General features: G+C 69.5%; 12 protein-coding genes and 1 pseudogene. 10 read left to right on the plus strand and 3 right to left on the minus strand.

Annotated features, from left to right (window positions below; genetic code table 11):
• Positions 1-85 precede the first annotated feature (85 nt).
• A complete protein-coding gene (locus tag ACFWBB_RS29610) occupies positions 86-1,012 on the plus strand; it encodes an ETEC_3214 domain-containing protein (RefSeq protein WP_385278409.1) in 927 nt (308 codons plus the stop codon).
• On the opposite strand, the gene ACFWBB_RS29615 is transcribed toward ACFWBB_RS29610, so the two are convergent.
• On the minus strand, positions 919-3,066 hold the full coding sequence (locus tag ACFWBB_RS29615) for a zeta toxin family protein (RefSeq protein WP_385278411.1): 2,148 nt from the start codon (positions 3,064-3,066) through the stop codon (positions 919-921). The genes ACFWBB_RS29610 and ACFWBB_RS29615 overlap by 94 nt on opposite strands.
• A gap of 162 nt (positions 3,067-3,228) precedes the next feature.
• Here ACFWBB_RS29615 and tap point away from each other — a divergent pair, with 162 nt between their 5' ends.
• Both tap and tpg read left to right on the plus strand, forming a co-directional pair.
• Positions 3,229-5,493 carry a telomere-associated protein Tap gene (gene tap, locus ACFWBB_RS29620; RefSeq protein ID WP_385278413.1) on the plus strand — a complete coding sequence of 755 codons (2,265 nt, stop codon included), beginning with the start codon at positions 3,229-3,231 and terminating at the stop codon, positions 5,491-5,493.
• Between the two features lie 12 nt (positions 5,494-5,505).
• Positions 5,506-6,063 (plus strand): telomere-protecting terminal protein Tpg, encoded by a 558-nt coding sequence (gene tpg / locus ACFWBB_RS29625; RefSeq protein WP_385278415.1) that lies wholly within the window; start codon positions 5,506-5,508, stop codon positions 6,061-6,063.
• 86 nt (positions 6,064-6,149) lie between these two features.
• Here tpg and ACFWBB_RS29630 read toward each other — a convergent pair whose 3' ends face one another.
• On the minus strand, positions 6,150-7,028 hold the full coding sequence (locus ACFWBB_RS29630) for a hypothetical protein (protein WP_385278417.1): 879 nt from the start codon (positions 7,026-7,028) through the stop codon (positions 6,150-6,152).
• 319 nt (positions 7,029-7,347) lie between these two features.
• On the opposite strand from ACFWBB_RS29630, the gene ACFWBB_RS29635 reads away from it, so the two are divergent.
• The 4 genes from ACFWBB_RS29635 (at position 7,348) to ACFWBB_RS29650 (ending at position 10,064) form a co-directional block, all read left to right on the plus strand.
• Positions 7,348-7,752: a hypothetical protein gene (locus tag ACFWBB_RS29635; protein WP_385278419.1), complete on the plus strand. Its 405-nt coding sequence runs from the start codon at positions 7,348-7,350 to the stop codon at positions 7,750-7,752.
• Positions 7,749-8,492 carry a hypothetical protein gene (locus ACFWBB_RS29640; protein ID WP_385278421.1) on the plus strand — a complete coding sequence of 248 codons (744 nt, stop codon included), beginning with the start codon at positions 7,749-7,751 and terminating at the stop codon, positions 8,490-8,492. Before ACFWBB_RS29635 ends, ACFWBB_RS29640 begins: the two co-directional genes overlap by 4 nt.
• Positions 8,493-8,643: 151 nt before the next feature.
• Positions 8,644-8,865: a hypothetical protein gene (locus ACFWBB_RS29645; RefSeq protein ID WP_095850056.1), complete on the plus strand. Its 222-nt coding sequence runs from the start codon at positions 8,644-8,646 to the stop codon at positions 8,863-8,865.
• A gap of 56 nt (positions 8,866-8,921) precedes the next feature.
• Positions 8,922-10,064: a hypothetical protein gene (locus tag ACFWBB_RS29650; RefSeq protein WP_385278423.1), complete on the plus strand. Its 1,143-nt coding sequence runs from the start codon at positions 8,922-8,924 to the stop codon at positions 10,062-10,064.
• Positions 10,065-10,074: 10 nt separating this feature from the next.
• Here the strand turns inward: ACFWBB_RS29650 and ACFWBB_RS29655 are convergent.
• Positions 10,075-10,474: pseudogene (locus ACFWBB_RS29655) on the minus strand (DUF6233 domain-containing protein); the annotation flags it as partial.
• A gap of 956 nt (positions 10,475-11,430) precedes the next feature.
• Here ACFWBB_RS29655 and ACFWBB_RS29660 point away from each other — a divergent pair.
• From ACFWBB_RS29660 to ACFWBB_RS29670, 3 genes are read left to right on the plus strand one after another with little or no spacing between them, the layout of a single operon-like run.
• On the plus strand, positions 11,431-14,709 hold the full coding sequence (locus ACFWBB_RS29660; protein WP_385278425.1) for a DUF6603 domain-containing protein: 3,279 nt from the start codon (positions 11,431-11,433) through the stop codon (positions 14,707-14,709).
• Positions 14,710-14,715: 6 nt separating this feature from the next.
• The gene (locus ACFWBB_RS29665) at positions 14,716-16,953 is read left to right on the plus strand and encodes a hypothetical protein (RefSeq protein WP_385278427.1); all 2,238 of its coding nucleotides are present in this window, start codon (positions 14,716-14,718) and stop codon (positions 16,951-16,953) included.
• Positions 16,953-20,591 carry a hypothetical protein gene (locus ACFWBB_RS29670; RefSeq protein ID WP_385278429.1) on the plus strand — a complete coding sequence of 1,213 codons (3,639 nt, stop codon included), beginning with the start codon at positions 16,953-16,955 and terminating at the stop codon, positions 20,589-20,591. The genes ACFWBB_RS29665 and ACFWBB_RS29670 overlap by 1 nt, the downstream gene beginning before the upstream one ends.
• The last annotated feature ends 7 nt before the right edge of the window (positions 20,592-20,598 follow it).

Below are 20,598 nucleotides of genomic sequence, written 5' to 3' on the forward strand. Positions count from 1 at the left end.
TCAGAAGGCCACAGAGCACCCGAAGGAGGAAGAACCCCCTGGCCACGCGGCCAGGGACTCAGCGCGGCTCAGAAGAACTCACGGGATGTCGCACAATCCCGAGCCCTGGTACAGCACCACCCTCAACCTCTGGCAGGTGGCGGGAGTCCTGGTCGCCAGCTGGACCCTCACCAAAACGTTGACCGAGGGATGGCGCCGCACCGTCGGCCGTCGGCGCTATGTCACCACCCGTCTCCGCAAGATCACCCCGGGCGTCCGGCATGACTATGTCGAGTCCCTGCTCGACAAGCCGAGGTGGCAGTCGACGCTGCACGCCACGCGACTCGCCCCGGATGAGCAGCCCGAAGGAGCCGATGACGGGGAGCGGGAAGTCGAGCTCACTGTCCGGACCTGGCTCCTGTCGAGACTCTGCTACCTGGTCACCTGGTGTGAGGACGACGTCGTGGTGATGTACGGGATCACCACGACCAGCTGGTGGTTCAGGCCCTGGATACGGGTCAACGCAACGCGGATCCGGCTGGGCAAGAGCACCTTCGCGACTCTCCCCGACGACAGCACCGTCATCCATCGGGCCTGGCTCGGCAACCGTCGCTACGGCTACTTCGAAGAGCACTACTTCGGCAACGTCGGTGGCTATCGCTCGTGGTACGTCGGCGTCAACGACTTCGGCTCCAACGCCTTCGCCGTCTCTGCCGACTGGTTCGACCTCTCGGACATCCGTCACACGGTTCTCCTGCCCGAGCCCCGCGCGGCGTACCGGGGGAGCGTGCCGATCAACACGGTCGTCGTCAGCAGCGTCGCCCTGTTCGAAGAAGTCCAGGAAGGCACCTTCTTCGGTCTTTCCCTGGGCGTCGACCAGGACTTGGTCCGGCTGGCCGATCCCGAGTATCACGTGCTCGACAGCCGCATCGGCCGAATTCATCGGCGGGTCAGGGCGTGGCGCTGGGCGCTGAAACACCGCCGCTGGGAGAGGAGACAGCAGGGGAGAGACCGTGGTGGGCGAGGGCTCTGAGGCGGCGGGGACAATAACCGCCCAATCAAGATCAAAAGGAGTTTGCCATGCCCGGTACACCAGATGAGCCCGACTTCTCCGGCCTGGAAGGCGGCGAGGAGCAAGCGGCGGAGGACGCCGTCCAGGAGGTGGTGAACTGGTACAACACGCAGATCCTCGCGGAGCGCCGCGCACCAGTGCCCGACGAGGAGCGGATCGAGGAGCTGAAGGCCGCCCGTCAGGCCGCGCTCGCCGACCAGGCGCAGCTGGTGACCGCCGACTCGGAGGAGGCCGACCGGATCGCCGCCGTCTATGCGGCGCGGCTGAGGGGGCTCAACGAGTCGTAGCCCGGGGCCCGTAGTGGGATGGGCAGGGACCAGACGGGCGGGTGCGGCCGGTCGATGCGGGAGCGCTCGGCGCAGCGCCTGGTGGAGGCGGAGGAACGCGGCGGCCTCCTGCTCGGTGTACGGGCGGAGCCGTTCCGCCGTCAGCGCCCACGAGGCCCGCCCGGCGCCGCCGGCCTCGTGGCGCACCAGGGCGTGGCCGTCCCGGCGGATCACAGTCACGGCCGCGATCTGCGGGTGTCGCTCAGCGACGGCGACGACGTCGGCGAGCGCGCGGAAGCAGGTGTCGTGCCCGGCGCGTGTGCTGAACCGGCCGGTACCGCCGCGCTGCAGCGCCCGGGCGTAGCGCAGCGCGGTGGCGAGCCGGCTGTCGGCTTCCCGTACGGCCAGGACCACGAGTTCGACCGGATAGCCGGTGGTCGCAAACGGCAGGGCGCTGTCGAGGAACTCCTCCGCGCTGCCGGGGGCGGCCTCGATCAGGACGTCGCCGCGCCGCAGGCGTACGTACTCCTCAGCCTGGGCGAACCACGCCTTGTAGTCGGATCGGATTGCTGCCCCGGCGCTGCGGGGATCGTCGCGCAGCAGCTGGTAGTAGTCGGGGTGCGAGGCCTTGAAGTCGTCGCCGACCAGGCGGGTCGTGCCGGGCCGCATGGCGCGGCGGACCATCCTGGCGGCCAGGAGTTTGCCCGCTCCGGGCTGGCCCAGGACGTACACGGCGCGCGGATCGTCGCGGGGCACAATGCGGTTCAGGTACGACGGGGCGATCAGCTCCTCGAAGATCCAGCGGTGTTCGTCGGGCGAGAGCCGGTGGTAGTCGACGCCGGGCGCGCGCCTGCGGGGCTGGGCGATTCGGCGGACCGGCTCGGACCAGGCGGCTGCGCGCTCGGTGTCCCGCTGCACGGCCAGGCGCCGGTCCTCGCTGACGAGTTCGGCGTGCGCGCGCCGGTCGGTGCGGGCCAGCTCGCGGCGAAAAGAGGCGGTCTCGGGCGCGGTCCACGGCCGTGACCGCTCCCGCCGCACCACTCGATCCGCAGCCGTCCGGCGCCGCCAACCACCTTCTGCGGTGAGCTCGTTGGCGTAGAGAACGGTGCCGTCGCGCCGTACGACGGTGACGCGGTCGGCGAGCTGCTCGGTCTCGATGACGGCCAGCGTGGACAGCATGTTCGTCGCGCAGCCGTCGTGGTTTTCCCAGGACACATACCGGCCGCCGCCGGCAGCGTCCTCGGTGAGGAAGCGGTCCGCGATGCCGAGCTGGCTCAGGGCTTCCGCGGTGGCCAGCGACACCACCTCGATCCGGTGCCCGGCGGCCCGGTAGGCGGCAGACGAGGTGTGGAAGTCGTCTGAGTCGGCGAGCGCCGACTCCACCACCGCGTCGAAGCCCATCTCGCGGACGTGGGCTTCGACGGCGGCCTGCCAGCGCGCGGTATCGGGGCGCACCACCGCTCCGGCCGCACGGACATCGGAGGCCAGGGCGTCGGCGTAGTGGCGGTGAAACGGCTTGTACAGGTCCCGGCCGACGCGTACGGAGCCGCCGCGGCGGTCCAACACAGCCTGCACGAGGTCGGCGATCTCGGCCTTCCCGGCGCCGGGCTGCCCGGCGACGACAACCACGACCGGCCCAGGCTGCCGGACGGCGCTTCGCGTCGCTGCCGGGAGGATCAGCCGGTGCAGCACCTCAGAACTCTCCTGCTCAGAGAGAACCGCCAGGCCGCTGGCTGTTCCTTGTTCCACCGTTCCTCCTGGTGACGGGTGCCGCGCCTGGCCTCTGTCGGGCACGAGATCACAGAACGAGCGTGATCATACACTCACGTGAGCTAAAAAGTTACGTTCAAGGTGACGTTCGATGTGATTTCCAATGTGAGGTTCGATAGGGTGGGTGCAGGAGGTCGCCGTATGCCCACGGAAGAAGAACTGATGGCGCGGGCCGCAGAGCTGCTGGCCCGCGGCCCATTGCTGCCGCCGCCGACCGAGCGGAAGCGGCTGCGTGAAGCGGCAGGTCTGACCCAGGAGGATGTGGCGATCGCGCTGCAGACGAAGCGGGAGACCGTCAATGGCTGGGAGACCGGCCGCACGATGCCCCGCCCACCGCGCCTCGCCGCGTACAAGCACCTGTTGGACGGATGGGCCGCGATGTACCCGGCTCCCACGGACAACGCCGACGCCCCGTCCGGTGTCACGGCCAAGGTCCCGGAGACGTTCACGAGCGTCCCCGCCCCGGCTCCGGAAGCGCGGACTCTGTCCACAGCCCCGGCCTCCGAGGCTGCGACCATGACTGTTTCTGAGAACACCCAGCCCCGCCCCACCGACAACGCCGCTGCTCCGGCTGCCGCGTCGCGTCCGGCCCGCACCGCCAGGCCGTCGTCGACGTCGCGCCGCCCGGCCGCGCGGAAGGCCGCCCCGGCGAACACCCCGGCCGGCGGAACGGACCCGCGCTTCGCCAACGGCCCGCTCGCGGTCGTCGACGTCGACGACGACGGCCAGGTCCTCGCGTACTGCACCGGCGGCCTGGTCCTGGACGTGCCCGCCAAGTCCATCCCGGCCCTGGTCGACTGGACCTTGAAGGAGGCCAAGTTCGGGCAGCCGAAGCTGTCCGGGCCGGGCAAGGACGCCGACCCGTTGCTCGTACTCACTGAGTCCGCGCTGGAGCGCTACGGCCTGCCCACCACTCTCACGGATGAGGAGCGGCTCGCCGGGCGAATCCCCGAGGGCCACAAGGTCATCAAGCAGTTGGCCCGAGCGGAGTGGAAACTGACGAAGCGCGGGTTCGGTCCGTGGGCGCGGATCTACCGTCCCGCCACCGGTTCGGAGCGGGCCTGCGTGCAGCTGTGCATCCCGTCCTGGAACGCGCTGGATACCCGGCACTGGGGCGCGGCCGGGCAGCTCCCGCCGGCGGAACTCGCCCGTGTGCTGGGCGTGTATGCGTCCCGGGTGATGACGCCGCGCGGATCGACCGCCGTGACCGGCCTGGAACTGATGACCGCCCTGCACCCGGCGACCCGGGCCTCCGAGCCGGACGCGACGGGGAAGCGGCACTCCGAGCACAACCCCGGCTCGCTGGGGAAGGACCCGGTGGACTGCGCGCCGTGCGAGGCCCCCGACGGACACCCGCTCCTCAAGGACCTGCCGCGCTTCCACGTGCGCGGCCCCGGCGAGAAGCTGTTCGAGGAGGCGTTCGACTGGGCGCGGCCGATGACGGATGCCGAGTGCACCCTGCGGCACCTGGTGGGCATCGACGTGAACATGGCCTTCGCGGCAGGCGCGAACGGCCTGGTCGTCGGCCTCGGTGCGCCGACGCACGTCAAGGCGCCGGTGTTAGACCCGAAGCTGCCCGGCTCGTGGCTGGTCGACCTGTCCCACGTTGACCTGTCGAGGGTGAAGCTCGGCAAGGACAAGTGGGCGGACCTGGACGGCAGTCTGCTGCCCAGCCCGTTCACGCCGAAGGGCGACCGCCCCGAGGGCCCGGCCTGGTACGCGACGCCCACCGTGGCGTACGCGGTGGAGCTCGGCTACGAGGTGCGCCCGCTGGAGGCGTACGTCCGGTACGAGAGCGGCCGTTACCTGGACGGCTGGTACAACCGGCTGCGCGACGCGTACCTCGCCACGATGGCCGACCTCGGAGTCGACGCCGACCTGTCGCCTGCCGACTTCCTCACCGCGATGGACGGCTACCGCGGCCGTGACCCGGAGCTGGCGATCGTCGTCTCCGCGGTCAAGGCGACGGTGAAGGGCGGCCTGGGCAAGCTGCGCGAGCGGCCCCGGGGTGAGGGCTGGCGGCCGGGCGAGCCGTGGCGGGCACTGTCCCGCCCGACCTGGCGGCCCGACATCCGCGCGGCAGTCATCTCCCGCACCCGGATCAACCTGCACCGCAAGATCGTCAAGCACGCGGCATTCACCGGCCAGTACCCGATCGCGATCCTCTCCGACTGCGTCGTCTACGCGGCAGGCGGCGAGAGCCCGCTGGACTTCCTGCCCTACCGGGACGGCAAGCCGCTGCCGGGCGGCTTCAAGCTCGGCATCAACCCCGGCCTGGTCAAGCACGAGGGCACCCAGAGCGTCCTGTGGGGCGAAGAGGTCCGCGAGCGGTTCAACGCCCCGGAACTCAACCTCGCCCGGTACATCAAGGACGGCACCGTCACCGACGTCGACAACGGAGAGTAGGAGAAGGCGACGATGAGCCTGTTCGGGGACGGCCTGGACGCCGCGGTGCAGAAGGCGTTCACCCGCCCGGCGCCCAAGAACGCGGGCCCGCAGATGCGGTACCTGGTCAAGCAGCTGGGCGGCACCAAGCCGGTCGCCCAGATGCTGCGCATCTCGCAGCGCACCGTCGAGCGGTACGTGAAAGACCAGATCAAGAAGCCCCGCCCGGACCTCGCCGCGCGCCTGGAGCGCGAGGTGAAGAAGCGGTGGCAGCCGCAGATCCGGGCCAAGGCCCGGCAGAAGGCGGCGACCACCGGCGGCATCGTCGTCGACACCCGCGCCCGCATGGGCTACACCGCGCCGATCGGGTCGACGGACCAGGACCGCATCCGGCACCTGACCGTCGCCCTGCCGCCCCGCTACGCCGCCCGTCTCTTCGATGCCCAGGAGGCCGGCGCCACCGACCAGGAGCTCCAGGAGATCGCTGCCGAAGCGCTCAAGGAGGTGTACTTCCAGGACGGCGGCCGCCGCGCCGGGAGCCTGGAGGAGGTCCGGTTCACGGACATCGAGCACCTGGAGTTCGACCTGTAGAGGCCGTTCCCCGAACCATCTGCGAGCCCGGATGTGACTGAGCGCTTCACTTGACGAGTGCGCGCGACACTCGGCGAGCTGAGCGTTCAGTCATTTCCCATCAGCCATGTGAGGTGGTCGCCGAAGCCTTCCTGGTCAGCGACCCGGGGACTGCGCCTGTACGAGCAGACGACGCACTGCCCGAAGCCGACCCGCCCCCACATGTCCAAGCCCTGGACACAGAAGGTCTCGTACCCACACACGGGGCACTCCTCGAAGTCGTAGCCATCAGGGTTGTGCCTGGGGTCGTACTCGTTGGGGTTCTCGGCCGACTCCGCACGGCGCTTGGCCTCTTCATCACCGATGAGTTCCAGTAGAGCGCGTGCCTGATCGGCCGACCGCGCATCCTCGCCCTGGGCCCGTTCGTCATCGCGGTCAGACTGGGCCTCAAGGAGCGTTCTCAGGGCCGGGTGGTGGTCGAGGGCAAGCAGGGCGTGGACGTGACGGTGCTGCAGGCGCCCCGTTCCGCTTCCATGGCGGGCCAGACCGCTGACGTTGAGCGCATCGGTCAGGAGGGCAACGTCGATCCGGGTGTCCCAGAAGCCTTCGGGCGCACGGTTTTCCTTCTCCCACCGGGAGCGGACGTCGGCGTCGCGATCGGGTATGACGCACAGGCCCGTCGCCGGGTCGGGCCGAATCTCCTTAGCGATCACCTCCAACAGGCGCCTCGCAAAGTGCACACGGCCCTCGCCGTTCGCTTCCTTTCCTGGCCACTCCGCTGCGACGATCGCGGCCAGGGCATTGGACAGCGCCTGGTCGTAGATTCCTTCGTGCCCGGGCTCGGTTTCCGCGGACAGGTCGACGCTGGTGAGCTCGGAAAACGGGTTCGCGTCACTCTCCTGTCGGAGCGCGTTGAGCATCATCACCGCGCACTGGCCGAAATACTCGGCCCGGCGATCGTTCGGAAGGTCGTTGCCCGACTGCATGCGCACATCATCCTCCGGACACTGGAACAAGGACCAGATGAGGTGCTCAACTCGCCGACTGGAGCGCTCAGTCACACCGGACCAGTGTGCCAAAACTAGATAGTTGTCACTGAGCCCGCCGATGGGACGACGGTGGGCTCAGCGGCTGAGGCGAAGTGAACACGCCTCGAGCAACGCCTTTTGGTCAGCACCCCGCTTTGCCCGGCCAGGGCCGTGCCACGGCCGGTACGGTCAATCAGCCCTGGCCCGCGAGACGCTCCGGGCCGGATCGCACGGACCCACACGAGCGCCACCCACCAGCTGACCGGGGAGCCGTCCCATGTACGAAGAAACAGTCATGGCCGTAAGCACAGGAGCCGCCAGCGGTGTCCTCTCCTACCTGCTCCAGGGCCAGGCCGACGCCTTGCGCACCCGGATCTCGGCCATCTTCCGTCGCGGCGGCAACCCAGAGGAGGAGGCCGCTGCCCTGCACGTACTGAATGAGCAGGCGGCAGCGCTGGCCCGGCGTGAGATCACTGAGCGCACCGTCACCGACACCTGGACCGACCTCTTTGCCGCCTTTCTCGACGCTCACTCCGACGCCCAAGCCGATATCGAGGAACTCAAGACGCCGGCACCGACGAAGACGGTCACCATCGGCTCCCAGCACAACCACGGTTCCGGAGCCTTCATCGGCAATGACCACTACGGCAACATCAACATCAACACCCGGGACGACCGGTGACCACCGACGCCCCAACACCTCAGGAACCGCGCACCGTCCAGAACAACTTCGGCGGCGCCTTTGTCGGCCGTGACCACCACGGCAACATCAACATCCATAACGAGATCGACCCGCAGACCAAGGCCACACTCACGAAGCTGGGGAAGTCCGCGCCCGCGCTTTCCCAGATGCTCGAAAAGGCTCTGCGAGACGGTGTTATCTCACCTGACACGGTCAGCCAGCTCTCCCTGGCCGCACGGAGTATCAACGAAGACGTCGCCGACCAGATCTCGCGCGCCTCCCACCGAATCAACGAGGACGTCGCCAGCCTTCTCACCCATGCAAGCCAGAGCATCAACGAGGACGTCGCCGGCCAGCTGACCCACGCCGCAGACCAACTGTCCAATGCCTCCGCCAAGCTCGACTTCGGCTCGCTCGACCTGCTCGTCAGGCGCCTGGAGGGGGTTCTCGGCCACGACGACGGCAGCGACCTCAACGGGCTCGCCACTCGGCTGGAGAACGGCCTCAACGATCTCAGCACGGCGACACACCAGGTCGGAAGCCTGAAGGGTGACAGCACCCAGACGGCGAGACTTGAGCAAGTGACCAGGTCGCTCACCGACATCGCGAAACGAGTCGAGGCAAGGGTGACCCCACCTCCCCCAGTGATCCTCCCCGACTGGGAGGGACGATTACGGTGGTTCGGCGTCGGCATTCTGCTCGGCATCTTGATATCGATCGTGTACGCGGCCTACTCGTAAGCACCCCGCTCCCGACACTCCGGGACGGTGTGTGGTGACTGACCGTCACTTTGTATGACCCAGCCGTGGGCGGCGCCGCAGCGAAATCCCGGCGCGTGATCCCAGCCCCGAAGGGCCGTCCGAACGCTAGAGCGAGTAGATACTGACCGACATGGCAGAAGGTTCCGATTCGCAGCAGGACGTCACCTACCGGGCGCCGGTCGGCTCCGTCGACCTCAAGGCGTTCGACGACGATGGCAACTCGTACGAGATCCATGCGTGCCACGACTGCCTGCCGTGGCACGCCGAGGTCGTGGTGGTTGAGGGGGAGGTCCTCGTCAGGGAGTGGCATGCCGTCGGATGTCCGCAGTTTCAGGACCTCATTCGAGGCTGAGACGGGAATCCGTCACTCAGGGCCGGTACACATCCCTGATGGGTGATGATGTTGCGGTGAGTCTGGACCTGAGTAACTACGAACTCCTCTGGCCCGCAGAGCTACTCGCGTCCGAAGGCGAGCGCATCCTTCGCGCCTCGGATCGCACCTCGGACTCGTCATGGGTAGACCGAGCTACCTGGCTCATCACCGAGGCCCTGGCCGGCACCACCGCGGTCGCGGACTTCGAGGAGCTGCCAGACCGTGATGCACCCACGGACGACCCCTGGTCGTCCACCACTCCAGGCTGGAGCAACCGGGCCGGGACGGGCAAACGGGAGTGGTTCACCGGACTGGTCAACCGGGCGGGCGAGCTCCGGCACGCGGCAGCCCCCCGACCCTACTGGCCGCAGCGCCGCGGCAGTGGGCTGTCGCATGACGGCAGCACTCCACGGGACACACGGCGTGACTTCGCACGGATCGTCGGTGAGTTCGAGGACAAGGGCTACCTAGTTGAGGTGTTCGGCGAGGAATGCGTCGACGATGCCAGCGAACTGCCCGACGCTTCCGAGGTGATCGACAGGCGCCTGGGCATCCCAGATCTGTGGCCTCTGACACCGGAGACGTGGGACGAAGACACCTTCTACGGGCTGATCGAGGTGTTCCACGACCTCGTGAGCCGCCCCCGCATGCGGCGCTACCACTCCTACAGCGGCTGCGGATGGCACCACTCGGAATTCCACAACGGTCCGGCACGCGTCCTGTACCGGTGGAAGATCAATCAACTCCTACGCTCGGCTGGCCTCGAGTACGAACTCGCCACGGAAGGCGAGGACCTCGGGCGCCTGGTCGCCGTCACTGACGATGCCCGCAGCCAGCTGGTGCACCGCGCCCTCAACGACAGCCCGCCCGACACCACCGCCGGCGTTCGCCACGCCATCGCGCTCTTCCGAGGACGTGACACATCGGCTGAGAGCAAGAGATCGGCGATCTTTAACCTCGCCCGCATCCTCGAGGAACGCCGTGCCCTGATCAAAGAGCACCTCCACAAGAAGGACGAAGGCGCCCTGTTCCAGATCGCCAACAGCTTCGATCTGCGACACAGCAATGCCGGTCAGCAACGCGAGTACGACGAAGCGTTCCTCGACTGGATCTTCTGGTGGTACCTGGCCACGGTAGAGCTCACCAACCGGTTGATCGCGTCGCGGACCCCCGCCTGAGCCCTGCGGATCAATCTTCAAAGCCGTGGTCGAAACCCTTGAGCATCGGGTCCAGTTCGGCCGCCGCGCCGCACAGCGCACACAACCGGGTCCCGGGATGCTCCGCGGCGTCCAGCGCCTGGTCCAGAGTCAGTAGCGGTGTCCCGGCGGGTGCTTCCTCGCAGTACGACGGCGTGGATGACGCCCCGGCCGGGACCGCGGCCGCCGTCCAGCTTCTGCAGGACCCAGCCCGAGGGCCGGCGCTCCCCGAGGATCTGCTGCTCCGCCGGGGGCGGGGGCAGCCGGGTCGTGGGGACGTCGTCGTACGAGACGCCGGGCACGGGCTTCACGTGGTCGGGGGCTTGCACCCACACCACATACCAGGCGGGCTCCACATGCCCAGAAGACTGGCGAAGAGGCGGTATTCCAACGCTGCGCTATTCCTGCCCGTGACTGCGGTACGGATGTTCCTGCTTCACGCGGTGGTCAACAAGGCTGCACCAGCGTGGGTACTTGAGCAGCTCTACGAGCTGGGGGATGACCGTGACCTGCCGGTGGAGGCACAAGGCGAGAGCGGTGGGATGCGGTACCGGCTGCGGGCCCGTCACCGGCTGCAGGAGCCGGTCGCCCCACGCCGACCAATGCCGTCACCTCCGCCAAGAAGGCGTCTTGGAGGACGAGGATCTTTGGCGGCTGCCCAGCTGGCCCGGTGACCAGCCTGGCCGCCCTCTGGATCCGAACGTCCTGGCGAGCGAACTCGGCCAGTTCAGGGTCGCGGCCGGCGCTGCGTCCCGCGCGGTCCGGCTCGCTGTCGCGGGTGCGGAGGGCCACGTTCCGGTGAATGCGACCCCGGAGGGGTATGCCGCCGACCCATTCATGAATCACACTCGGTAATCAATCGACTGCTCTGCGTTGCCATCGGGTGCGTCCTGTCTTTCGCCCCTGGCGGAGGCGGGGCACTGCCGGCGGGCCGCTGTGCCGCGGCTTCACCGACGCGGAGAGCCGCGCGGGCCGCCATCGGAGGGGGAGAGCTCATGGACGTGACGGAGGGACCTCGGTCCCGCGGGGCAAAGACAGCGCGGCGTAGGAGAGGCCGGTTCGTGGTGCGCGTGCTCGCCACCGTCGGGCCGGCGGGGGCCGGGGCAGCTGCGGCCGCCCTCACGTCGGGGAGTTCGGGCCCCGTGCGGGCGCAGGAAGCCGGTCAGGACACGAGGGCCCGGCCGACGGTGGCGGTCTCGCTGGGGGACAGCAGCATCTCCGGTGAGGCAGGCCGGTGGCAGGGCAACCTCGCGATGAAGCACTCCCCCGGCACCGATATGTGGGGGACCGACAGAGCCTGCGCTCCGCGGGCACCTCACCCAACCGTGTCTACAGGCGGGGGTCACCCATGGCGCTGACGGTCGACGAACTGGTTGCACTGTTCCCGGCGGGGGGTGCCGGTACGTTCGAGGTCGACACCGGGCGGCTCGGGCTGACCGGCGAGTCCGAATCTCTGGAGCACCTGCCGAGCGGCATTCTGACCCTCACTGAGGCGACTGCCGACAGCGCCGCTCTGACAGTGACCGGCAAAGTCACTTTGGCCGGTGAGGCGATGCCGGCCAGCGCCCGGTTCTTCGCCACCGGCACGGCGGTCGACGCGCTGCTCTTCGAAGCGAGCCCGGCGACCTGGCTGCTCCAGACCGCCGTCGCCCGCGTCGACCTGTCCGGACTGTCCGGCGGCCGGTCACTGCGGGTCCTGCTGGCCGCCGGCCAGGCCGCGGCCGCGGCCGGACGGTGCCCCGGCACCGGGCCCTGGGTGGGCTTCCAGCTCGGCGGGGCGGTCGCCGACCCGCTGGAGTTCCGCGCCGAACTGCGCAAGGAGTCCATCGGCACGGCCCAGCCCCTCGACGGACCGCCGCTGCTGATCACCCCGCTGCTCGAAGCCCTCGGCGAGTACGACGTCGAACTGCCCGGACCGCTGGTCGACTGGCTGGAGCGGGTCCAGCTGCACCAGCACCCGATGGGCAAGACGGACAACCTGATGGTCACCGCCGAGGCGCCGGTGGACCACGGCACCGGCGCGAACCCGGTGGAAGTGCTGGTGCTGCGGACCACGGTGCTCGGCCGCACCGGCCAGGACGGCAAACCCAAGGCCACCACCGTCGCCATGGTCCGGGCCCGCACGGACTGGGACGGCTCCGGGCTGCCGGTGGTCGGACCCATGATCGGCAACGGGCTGCTGTCCCTGCCCGCGCTCCAGATCATGTACGTCTCCGAGAACCTCAGCGCCGAAGACGTCATCAAGATCAACCGGGTGGTCACGGAGTACAACCTCGGCCCGCTCCAGCAGTTGCCGGTGGTGAACGAAGCGGCAGGAGTCCCGCTGGGCAAGAACGTGAGTGCGGCGGTCCACCTCGCGGTCATGGGCAATCCGACCCCGGCACTGGTGATCACCGTCCCGCCGAAGTTCGGACCGGATCCGCAGAGCCCGGACAAGCCGGGGCTCGAATACGAGTTCGTGATCGGCAAGCAGTTCGGGCCGGTTTACCTCTCCGCGATCGTGTTCCGTTACGACCTTAAAAAAGGTTTGCTGATCGAGCTCCAGGGCCAGGTCACGGTCGGTTCTCTCACCTGGCAGGTCGCCGGGCTCGGCTTCTACGTCGGCATGAGCGGCGGCTTCCCGCTGCTGCCCTTCCTGCACGGCATGAACATCGAAGCCACCGCCGCCGACGGGCTCATCGGCCTCAAGGGCGGCCTGCTCAACAAGACACCCGACGACCCCACCCTCGACTTCGAACTCGCCGGACTGATCCTGGTCCAGGCGATGGCGGTCGAACTCGGCGCCCAGGCCGTGTGGGCGCGCAGCGTCGAAGGCTGGCACTCGGTCTTCATCTACGGCGAGGTCTCCCTCCTCGGCGGCGCCTCAGTCTTCGGCCCGCCGCCCTTCACCGTCACCGGCTTCTCCGCCGGATTCGGGATCAACAGCTCCTTCAAGAAGGTGCCCACCGGCGCCGAGCTCGCCGAATTCCCGCTGGTGGCACGGCTGGACGCGGCTCAAGCGCTGCCCGGGGACCCCGCCCCGACGCCGTACACCCCCGAGGACGCGCTCAAGGCCCTCACCGGACCCACCGGCTGGATCCGCCCCACCGAGGGCCAGTACTGGATCGCCGCCGGAGTGAAGTTCACCAGCTTCGGCTTCATCGAGACCAAAGCCCTCGCCGTCATCGAACTCGGCGACTCCGTCAAGGCGATGCTGCTCGGCCGTACCTCGGTCAGCCTGCCGCGCACCCTCAAACCGAACGCCCGGGCCATCGCCAGGGTGAACATCGGCCTGAGCCTCGGCTTCAGCTCCGCCGAGCACTGCCTGTCCATGGACGTGGCCCTGCTGCCCGGCAGCTATGTGCTCGATCCGTCGATCGAACTCACCGGTGGCCTGGCCGTCTACGTCTGGACCGGTGGAAGCCGCGCCGGGGACTTCGCCATCAGCCTCGGCGGCTACCACCCCGCCTATAACGTCCCCGCGCACTACCCCCGGCCCAAGCGCCTCGGGTTCGTGTGGTCCCCGGCCAGCGACATCACGGTGCGGGCCGAGGCCTATGCCGCGATCACTCCGGCCGCGTTCATGTTCGGCGGGCGCCTGGCCGCCGTCTACGACAAGGGCATCTTCTCCGCGTGGTTCACCGCGCACCTCGACGTGCTGGTCCAGTGGAAACCCTTCTACCTCGATGTCCGGCTCGGCATCAGCATCGGCGTCGCGGCCACCATCAAGGTCTGGTTCGTCCGGGTCCGCATCTCCGTCGAGGTCGGCATCGACCTCCACCTGTGGCTGCCGCCCTTCGGGGGCCGGGCCACCGTCAAACTCTGGTTCATCTCCTTCAGCTTCGGCTTCGGCTCCTCCCGCGACAACACCCCCACCGTGGAATGGCCCGAGTTCCGCACCCAGATCCCCGCACCCGTCAGGGTCATCCCCAACGAGGGCCTGCTCGCCGACGCCGATCAGGGCGAGATCGCCCGGCGTGCGGCCGCCAAGGAACCGACCCTCGTCTCCTCGGCCGGATTCACCTTCACCACCGAAGCCGGCATCCCCGCCTCGCACCTCTACATCAACGAACGACTGATCGAGCAGTCCGACGAGGGGACCATCGACATCCGCCCCATGCGGAGGACCGGTGTCACCTCCGCCCACCGGGTCACCATCACCAAGGACGGCACGGCCTTCCACCCCACCGACCATCACTGGGTGGTCAAGCCGGTCACCGGCACGGTCGCCCCCGGCCTGTGGGGCAAGCCCCTGGCCAAACCCGGAGACGCGCTCGACGGCGACCAACTGCTCGAAAACCGCCTCACCGGACTGAGGATCACCCTCCCCGAGCCGGACTACGGCACCGACACCGGGCCCGTCACCTCAAAGGCGCTCTCGTACGAAGGACTCCCGTGCGGTCGCATGCCCCTGCGCGTGTCCGACCCCGCCGGGCCCGAGCCGCGGGCCGACGACCAGAGCGTGCGGACCATCGTCTGCACCGTCGCCGCCCCCACCGTCAAGGTCCGCCGCACCGCCGTGCTCAGCACCCTCGCCCGGCTCGGCGCGGGACCCGGCACCGGCACCGACAGTCCGCTCACCGGCTATGCCGCACTCGCCGGCCGCAGCCTGACCACCCCGCCCCTGACCACCACCGCGACGAGGTGACCGGCCGTGACCGCTGAACCGGATCTGCGCATCCACTTCCTCGACCACCTGATCCCGCGTGCCACCCCCGGCGACTACCGGGTCGTGGTCAAGAACACCCTCAGCGACGCCGACGGCGAACTGGACGCCCAGGACAAGCTGCTCCCGTCCGAGGAGACCTTCGAGATCAAGGCCGTCCGCTTCGTGCTCAGCGAAGCGTCCGTCCACGCCTACTACCCGCCGCGCGAGAGCACCGGCGCCTACACCAGGACCCTGCCGCACATCACCCTCAGCCGGTCGATCCTGCCCTGGGAACGCAACCTCGCCGGAACCCGCGCCGAGCAGCCCCCGGCCCGCCCGCCCTGGCTCGCCCTGCTCGTCTTCGGCGAGAACGAACTGCCCGACGACCCCGCCGCGTCCGGGGACACCGTGCTGCGCACCGTCGAGGAGCTCCGCAACCCTGCCGAGGCAGGGGTCAAGGGCCCGAACCTGCCGTCCGGCGGCGTCGACGAGGCCGAGGCCCGGAGCAAGTGCCGGACCATCGACGTCCCGGCGGACCTCTTCAACGCGGTAGCCCCGCGCGAGGACGAGATGTACTACCTCGCGCACGTCCGCAAGGTCGTCGACGCGAACAGGACCCGGGCCGACGGCGAAGTCCTCGAAGAAGGGGAGTACGCGGTCGTCAACGCCAACCGCTTCCCCCACAATCCCGGCAACTACGCCGTCCACCTCGTCTCCCTCGAAGGCTTCGAGGGCCGCCTGTCCGGCACCCTGCCCGGCGGCACCACGGCCGTCCGCCTGTGCTCGCTGCACAGCTGGAGCTTCACCAGCAGCGAAGGGCCCGCCGCCGACCCCGGAGCACTGCTGGAGAACCTCGTCGCCCCCAGCACCGCGGACCCCGAAGAGCTCGAAGAGCTCGCCCTGCGGCTGCCGGTGACCGCACCGGTCACCGACGACCCCGAGGACGGCTACGTCCGCGACCGCCTCGAACGCGGCTACACCGCCGTCCCTCAGTTGACCCTCTCCGGCGAACGCACCTTCGCCTGGTACCGCGGCCCGGCCACCCCGGTCACCGCTTTCGACGTGCCCACCGAGCACAGCCCCGGCCCGCACACCACCTCCGACCACGCGCTCATCTACGAGCCCGAGCACGGCATCTTCGACGTCAGCTATGCCGTCGCCTGGACTCTCGGGCGCACCATCGGCCTGGCCGACCCCGAATACACCACCGCCGTCAGCCGGGCCCGCCGCGAACTCGCCAACCGGGCGACGACACTGATGGCGCTGGCCGCCGATCCGGCGCGCGCCTCGGTCGACCCGGATGCCCCACCCGCCCTCGGCGCACTGCGCGAACTCGCCTCCGCGGGCTTCCGCGAGCGGCTCAGCACCGGGCTCAAGAGCCCCCAGCTGCCGGACGAGGCCGGACGCAGGACACCGCAGCCGAGAGTGACACGTACACAGGCAAGGTCCGTGCTCGCGGAAGAACGCTCCGTCTCCCTGCTGCGGACCACCGCGGAACGCAACGCCGGGGCCATCGCCGCCTGGCAGGCCCGCCTCGGCCTGCTCCAGGGCGTGCCGTTCCACCACCTCGTGCCCGACCCGCGCATGCTGCCCCTGGAATCCCTGCGGATGTTCCGCCTCGACCAGGGCTGGCTGGACGCGCTCGTCGCCGGAGCCGCCGACGTCGGCGTGCACACCTCCGTCGACAGCCGCCTCGCCACCGAACTCAACCGGGCTACCGCCCGGTCGGGCAGCACGAAGCGGGCCGCCGGCGGACTGCTCATCCACTCCGAACTCATCCCCGCCTGGCCGGACATCAAGGTCAACGCCTACCTCAAGGACGGCACCGTCCTCACCGAACTGCGCCGCGCCAAACCGGACAAGAGGATCCTGCTCGTCCTGTGGGACGGCGTTCCCGACAAGGTCGTCATCCGCGAACCGGGGCAGGGCATCCACTACGGCATCGATTCCGGGAACCGCCTCGGCCTGCGCAGCCTGGCCGCCGACCCGCCGATCGGCACCCCGCTGGAGACCTACTACCCGGCCACCGGCAGCCTTTTCGACCTCCACCTGCGCTCCGACCCGGACGCCGGACCCGCGGTGCTTCAGATGTTCGGCACCGGCGGCCTGGTGCCCGCCCTGGCCCGGGAGTTCGGGCTCACCGACCTGGACCCCGGACAACTGGCCCTGCAACTCGTCAACGCCCCGCTGGAACAGGAAATCCTCAGCCCCACCGGCACCGCTGCCCGGACGGAGACCGCCTGATGAGCGCCACGGACCTGATCGTCCCCGTCAAGGTGCACGCCCTTGTCGTCAACCGGCTGACCCGCGCCGAGACGTTCAACCGGTGGAAACCGAACTTCGACGCCATGATCGAGGAGGGCGCGGGCGCGGAGCCGCCCCCCGGCGTCGGCACCGAGACCATGGGCCCGGACAGCGAAGGCGTCTACGTCCACTGGCAGCTGCCCGAGGCGCTGGCCAACGGGCACTACGACCAGGCGACGGGTGAGACGACCTTCCCCTTCGTCCCCAACCGCTGGCTGGTCGTGCGCTACAGCACCACAGCGGCGGCGGCGGACCGCAAGGCCGTCGGGTGGATCGTGCAGAGCGACTACCTGGAGAGCCGCCCGGTCCAGGACGCCGACGGCAACGATGTCTACGGCACCAACAAGCACCCGAACCCCGATTCGCCGGAGGGCGCTCCGCTGGAGCTGACCTTCCTCGGCCGCCGCCACGACCTCACCCGGGCACCGTGGACCGAACCACCTGCCCAGAAGCCGCACCTGACCGCGGCCGGGCCCGGACTGCCCGGCTTCGCGGCCTACCAGCCGTACAACAAAGACGTGTTCTCGATCCACGACACCCTTGAGGACCTCAAAGGCGGCCTGGACAACTACCCGCCCGACGCGACGCTCAGCTACTTCGTCGTCGGCTGGTACAGCGACGACGCACTCGACTACCTCAACCGCGCCGCGTCCGTGCCCGGCCTGCTCCCGCCGGGCGCGGACGGGACGGCCGACCTCCTCGAAGCACTCGGCTGGGGGACCCCCGAAGGCACCGCCGCCGACGCCCTGGACCGCACCCTCTACAGCGGCTCGGCGCTGGGAGTCGACTGGCAGCGCGAAGGCGCCACCCACGCGTCCGACAAACCGAGCAACATCGAGCTCAGCAAGATCCTCACGCTGGGCAGCAGCAGCGCCGAAGCCCTCGGCCGGCTGGCCGCCCGCCAGACCCGGTCCGCGCGCACCGGGGACCTCGTACGCTCGCTCTTCCACGGCACCCTCGAAACACTCGACACCGCCGACGGCGAGGAGGATCTCGACACCCTCACCCATCACTCCTGGTTCTCCGGCTCCGACGGCGGCCATGTGTGGAAGGTGACCGCGCGCCCCGTCGAAGGCGACGACGAGCTGCCGCCCCCGCCGCCGGAACCCGGGTGGCTGACCGAACTCAACGCTGTCCAACAGCAGTACGACGACCTCACGCCCAGGCTCCGCCGCTCCCAGCAGCGCCTGTGGAACATCTGGTGGCTGCGCAACAAGCCGGTCCCCGCCTTCACCCCTGAGCACCCCGCGGGGTTCGACGCCGCAGCCGATGTCCAGCTCGACGAGAACGATCCGACGAGTCTGGCCGGGCGGACCAAGGCTTTGCTCGACGAGCAGTTCGTCCTGTTGAGGCAACTGCCCACCGGCACCACCCCGGAGGAACTCGCGGCCGACATCGAAAAGTACGCGACCGAGCGCGGACTCGGCCCGCGCTACCAGCTGGAACGCACCGCCCGCGAGTCCTACTACCGCCCCGCCGACCCGGTCGTGCTCATCAAGGACACCGGTGCCAAGGAACCCCTCACCCGGGACACCCCGCTGCCCTGCCGCCTCCCCGAAGCCCTGATCACCCGAATCACCGTCGACGGCAGGACCTACGACCGACCCACCACCGCGCCCAGCCCCCCACTGGCCGGACTCCCCGACGCCTGCACCCCGCTGCTCGCCGAGTTCGCCCTCCTCGACCAGGTGGCCCGAGTCCCCGGCGCTCTCGACGCGGCTCTCAAGGACCCCGCCGCCGTCACCGGGCCCGTCCCCGAGCACACCGCGCCATGGCGGCAGCCCTGGCTGCCCATGCACCTCGAATACGAACTGAAGTACTGCCCCACGCCCTTCCAGGCCGACGACACCACCTACTGGACCTTCAACGGCAGCCGCTACGAATGGTCCGGCCTGGGAGCCCAGCCCGGCGGCGGCGAAGCCGACCTGCGCTGGCTCACCTTCAAGAACCGGGCATTCCTCACCCCGAGCGCGCCGTTCGTCCTGCAGAAGCAGATCGACCGCTACCTCGACACCTACTCCGGCGCCCCCACCGAAGGCCTGCTCGCCCTGCGCGAGGAAGTCGGCGACCCCGGACTGCTCTCCCAGCGCCTCGACGGCTTCCACGACTGGCTCGTCCAGCAGGACGGCACCGCCAGGACCACCGTGCACGTCCCCGAGGCCACCGCCAGGCTCGTCGGCGACATCCAGAGCGTCCCGGAAGGCGGGCCGCTCGAACCGCCCGCCGACGACCCCGGAACACCGTTCCAGCCGGTCCGGGCCGGCCAGTTCACCTTTCACGACCTGCGCATCGTCGATCGCTTCGGCCGCACGTATGACATCGTCAACAGCGGCAACTACGAACAGGTCTCCCTCACCCTCGCCGAGAGCGTTGCCCCTGACAGCGTCCTCGACGAGGACCTCGTCGGCACCGCCCGTTTCGTCCAGCTCGGCCCGCGTCTCCTCCAGGGCGCCCGCGTCCGGCTGGAGACCGTACGCGCCGTGGACGGACAGCGGCTCTCACCGATGGCCCGCGCGGCCACGCCGGAAAACCCGCTGGCCGGCTGGCTGCTGCTCAACCATCTCGACCAGACCCTCGTCGTCCACGGACCCGACGGCGTCTGTCTCGGCGAACTCCGCGTCGTCAAGGACATCGACGGCGCGGACGACAGCGTGTGGCTACCGCTCCCCGGCTCGCCCCATCCCGACGTCGACGCCCAGGAGTTCGAGGACGCCATGCCGCACCTGGCCCGGTTCGTCCGCACCCTGAAGGACAAACCCGCCGCCGCGCTCACCGGTCTGCTCGACACCATCGACCAAACCCTCGACACCATCCTCGACGACGCGGCCCAGGAGGACGGCTCTCCACTGCGGCTCATCGGCCGTCCGCTCGCGCTGGTGCGCGCCGATCTGGGCGTCGAGCTCGAAGGACCGCTGCTGAGCAACCCGAGCTGGGACCAGGCCCTTGGGGAGTCGCAGGAGGAGTACGACGGCTACCGCTGGCCGGTCCGGCTCGGCAACGAAAAGCGCCTCCGCGACGGGCTCATCGGCTACTTCGCCGGGGCGACCGGGCCCGACCAGGAGACGTCGTACGACCTCTTCCACGCGGTCATGCCGCAGGGCGGCGGAGGCTACCTGACCCCGATCGACAACGGCCACGGCCTGGCCGTGCCCGCGCGCACCCCGGACCAGCCGATGAAGCACCACCTGACGCTACTGATGGATCCGTACGCGGCGGTACATGCCACCACGGACATCCTCCCGGTAACGAAGGTGCAACTGCCCGACGACCTGGTGTCCGAGGCGATGCGGCGGATCCGGGCGTCCTTCCGGCTCGGCCCCCTGCTCGCGGCCGAGCGGGTCGACAAAGCCGAGGAGGCCCGGCGGGCGCGGGCGCAGGAGGAGCCGACGGAGGCCGGAGTGGTGCTGCCGCAGCCCGCTTCCTGGCACGGGGCGTGGAGCTGGGCCGAGCCGCGCGGGTCGGACACCGAGTGGGTGGAGCTGCCGATCGTTCCGGCTGATTCCGCGGCGCACTTCGGGGACCCGCAGGCGCAGGCCCGGTACGGATACCTGCTGCTCGACGCGACCGAGACGTCCTGACACCGCT

The organism is Streptomyces sp. NPDC060000 (genome assembly GCF_042737375.1).
Taxonomy (GTDB): Bacteria; Actinomycetota; Actinomycetes; order Streptomycetales; family Streptomycetaceae; genus Streptomyces.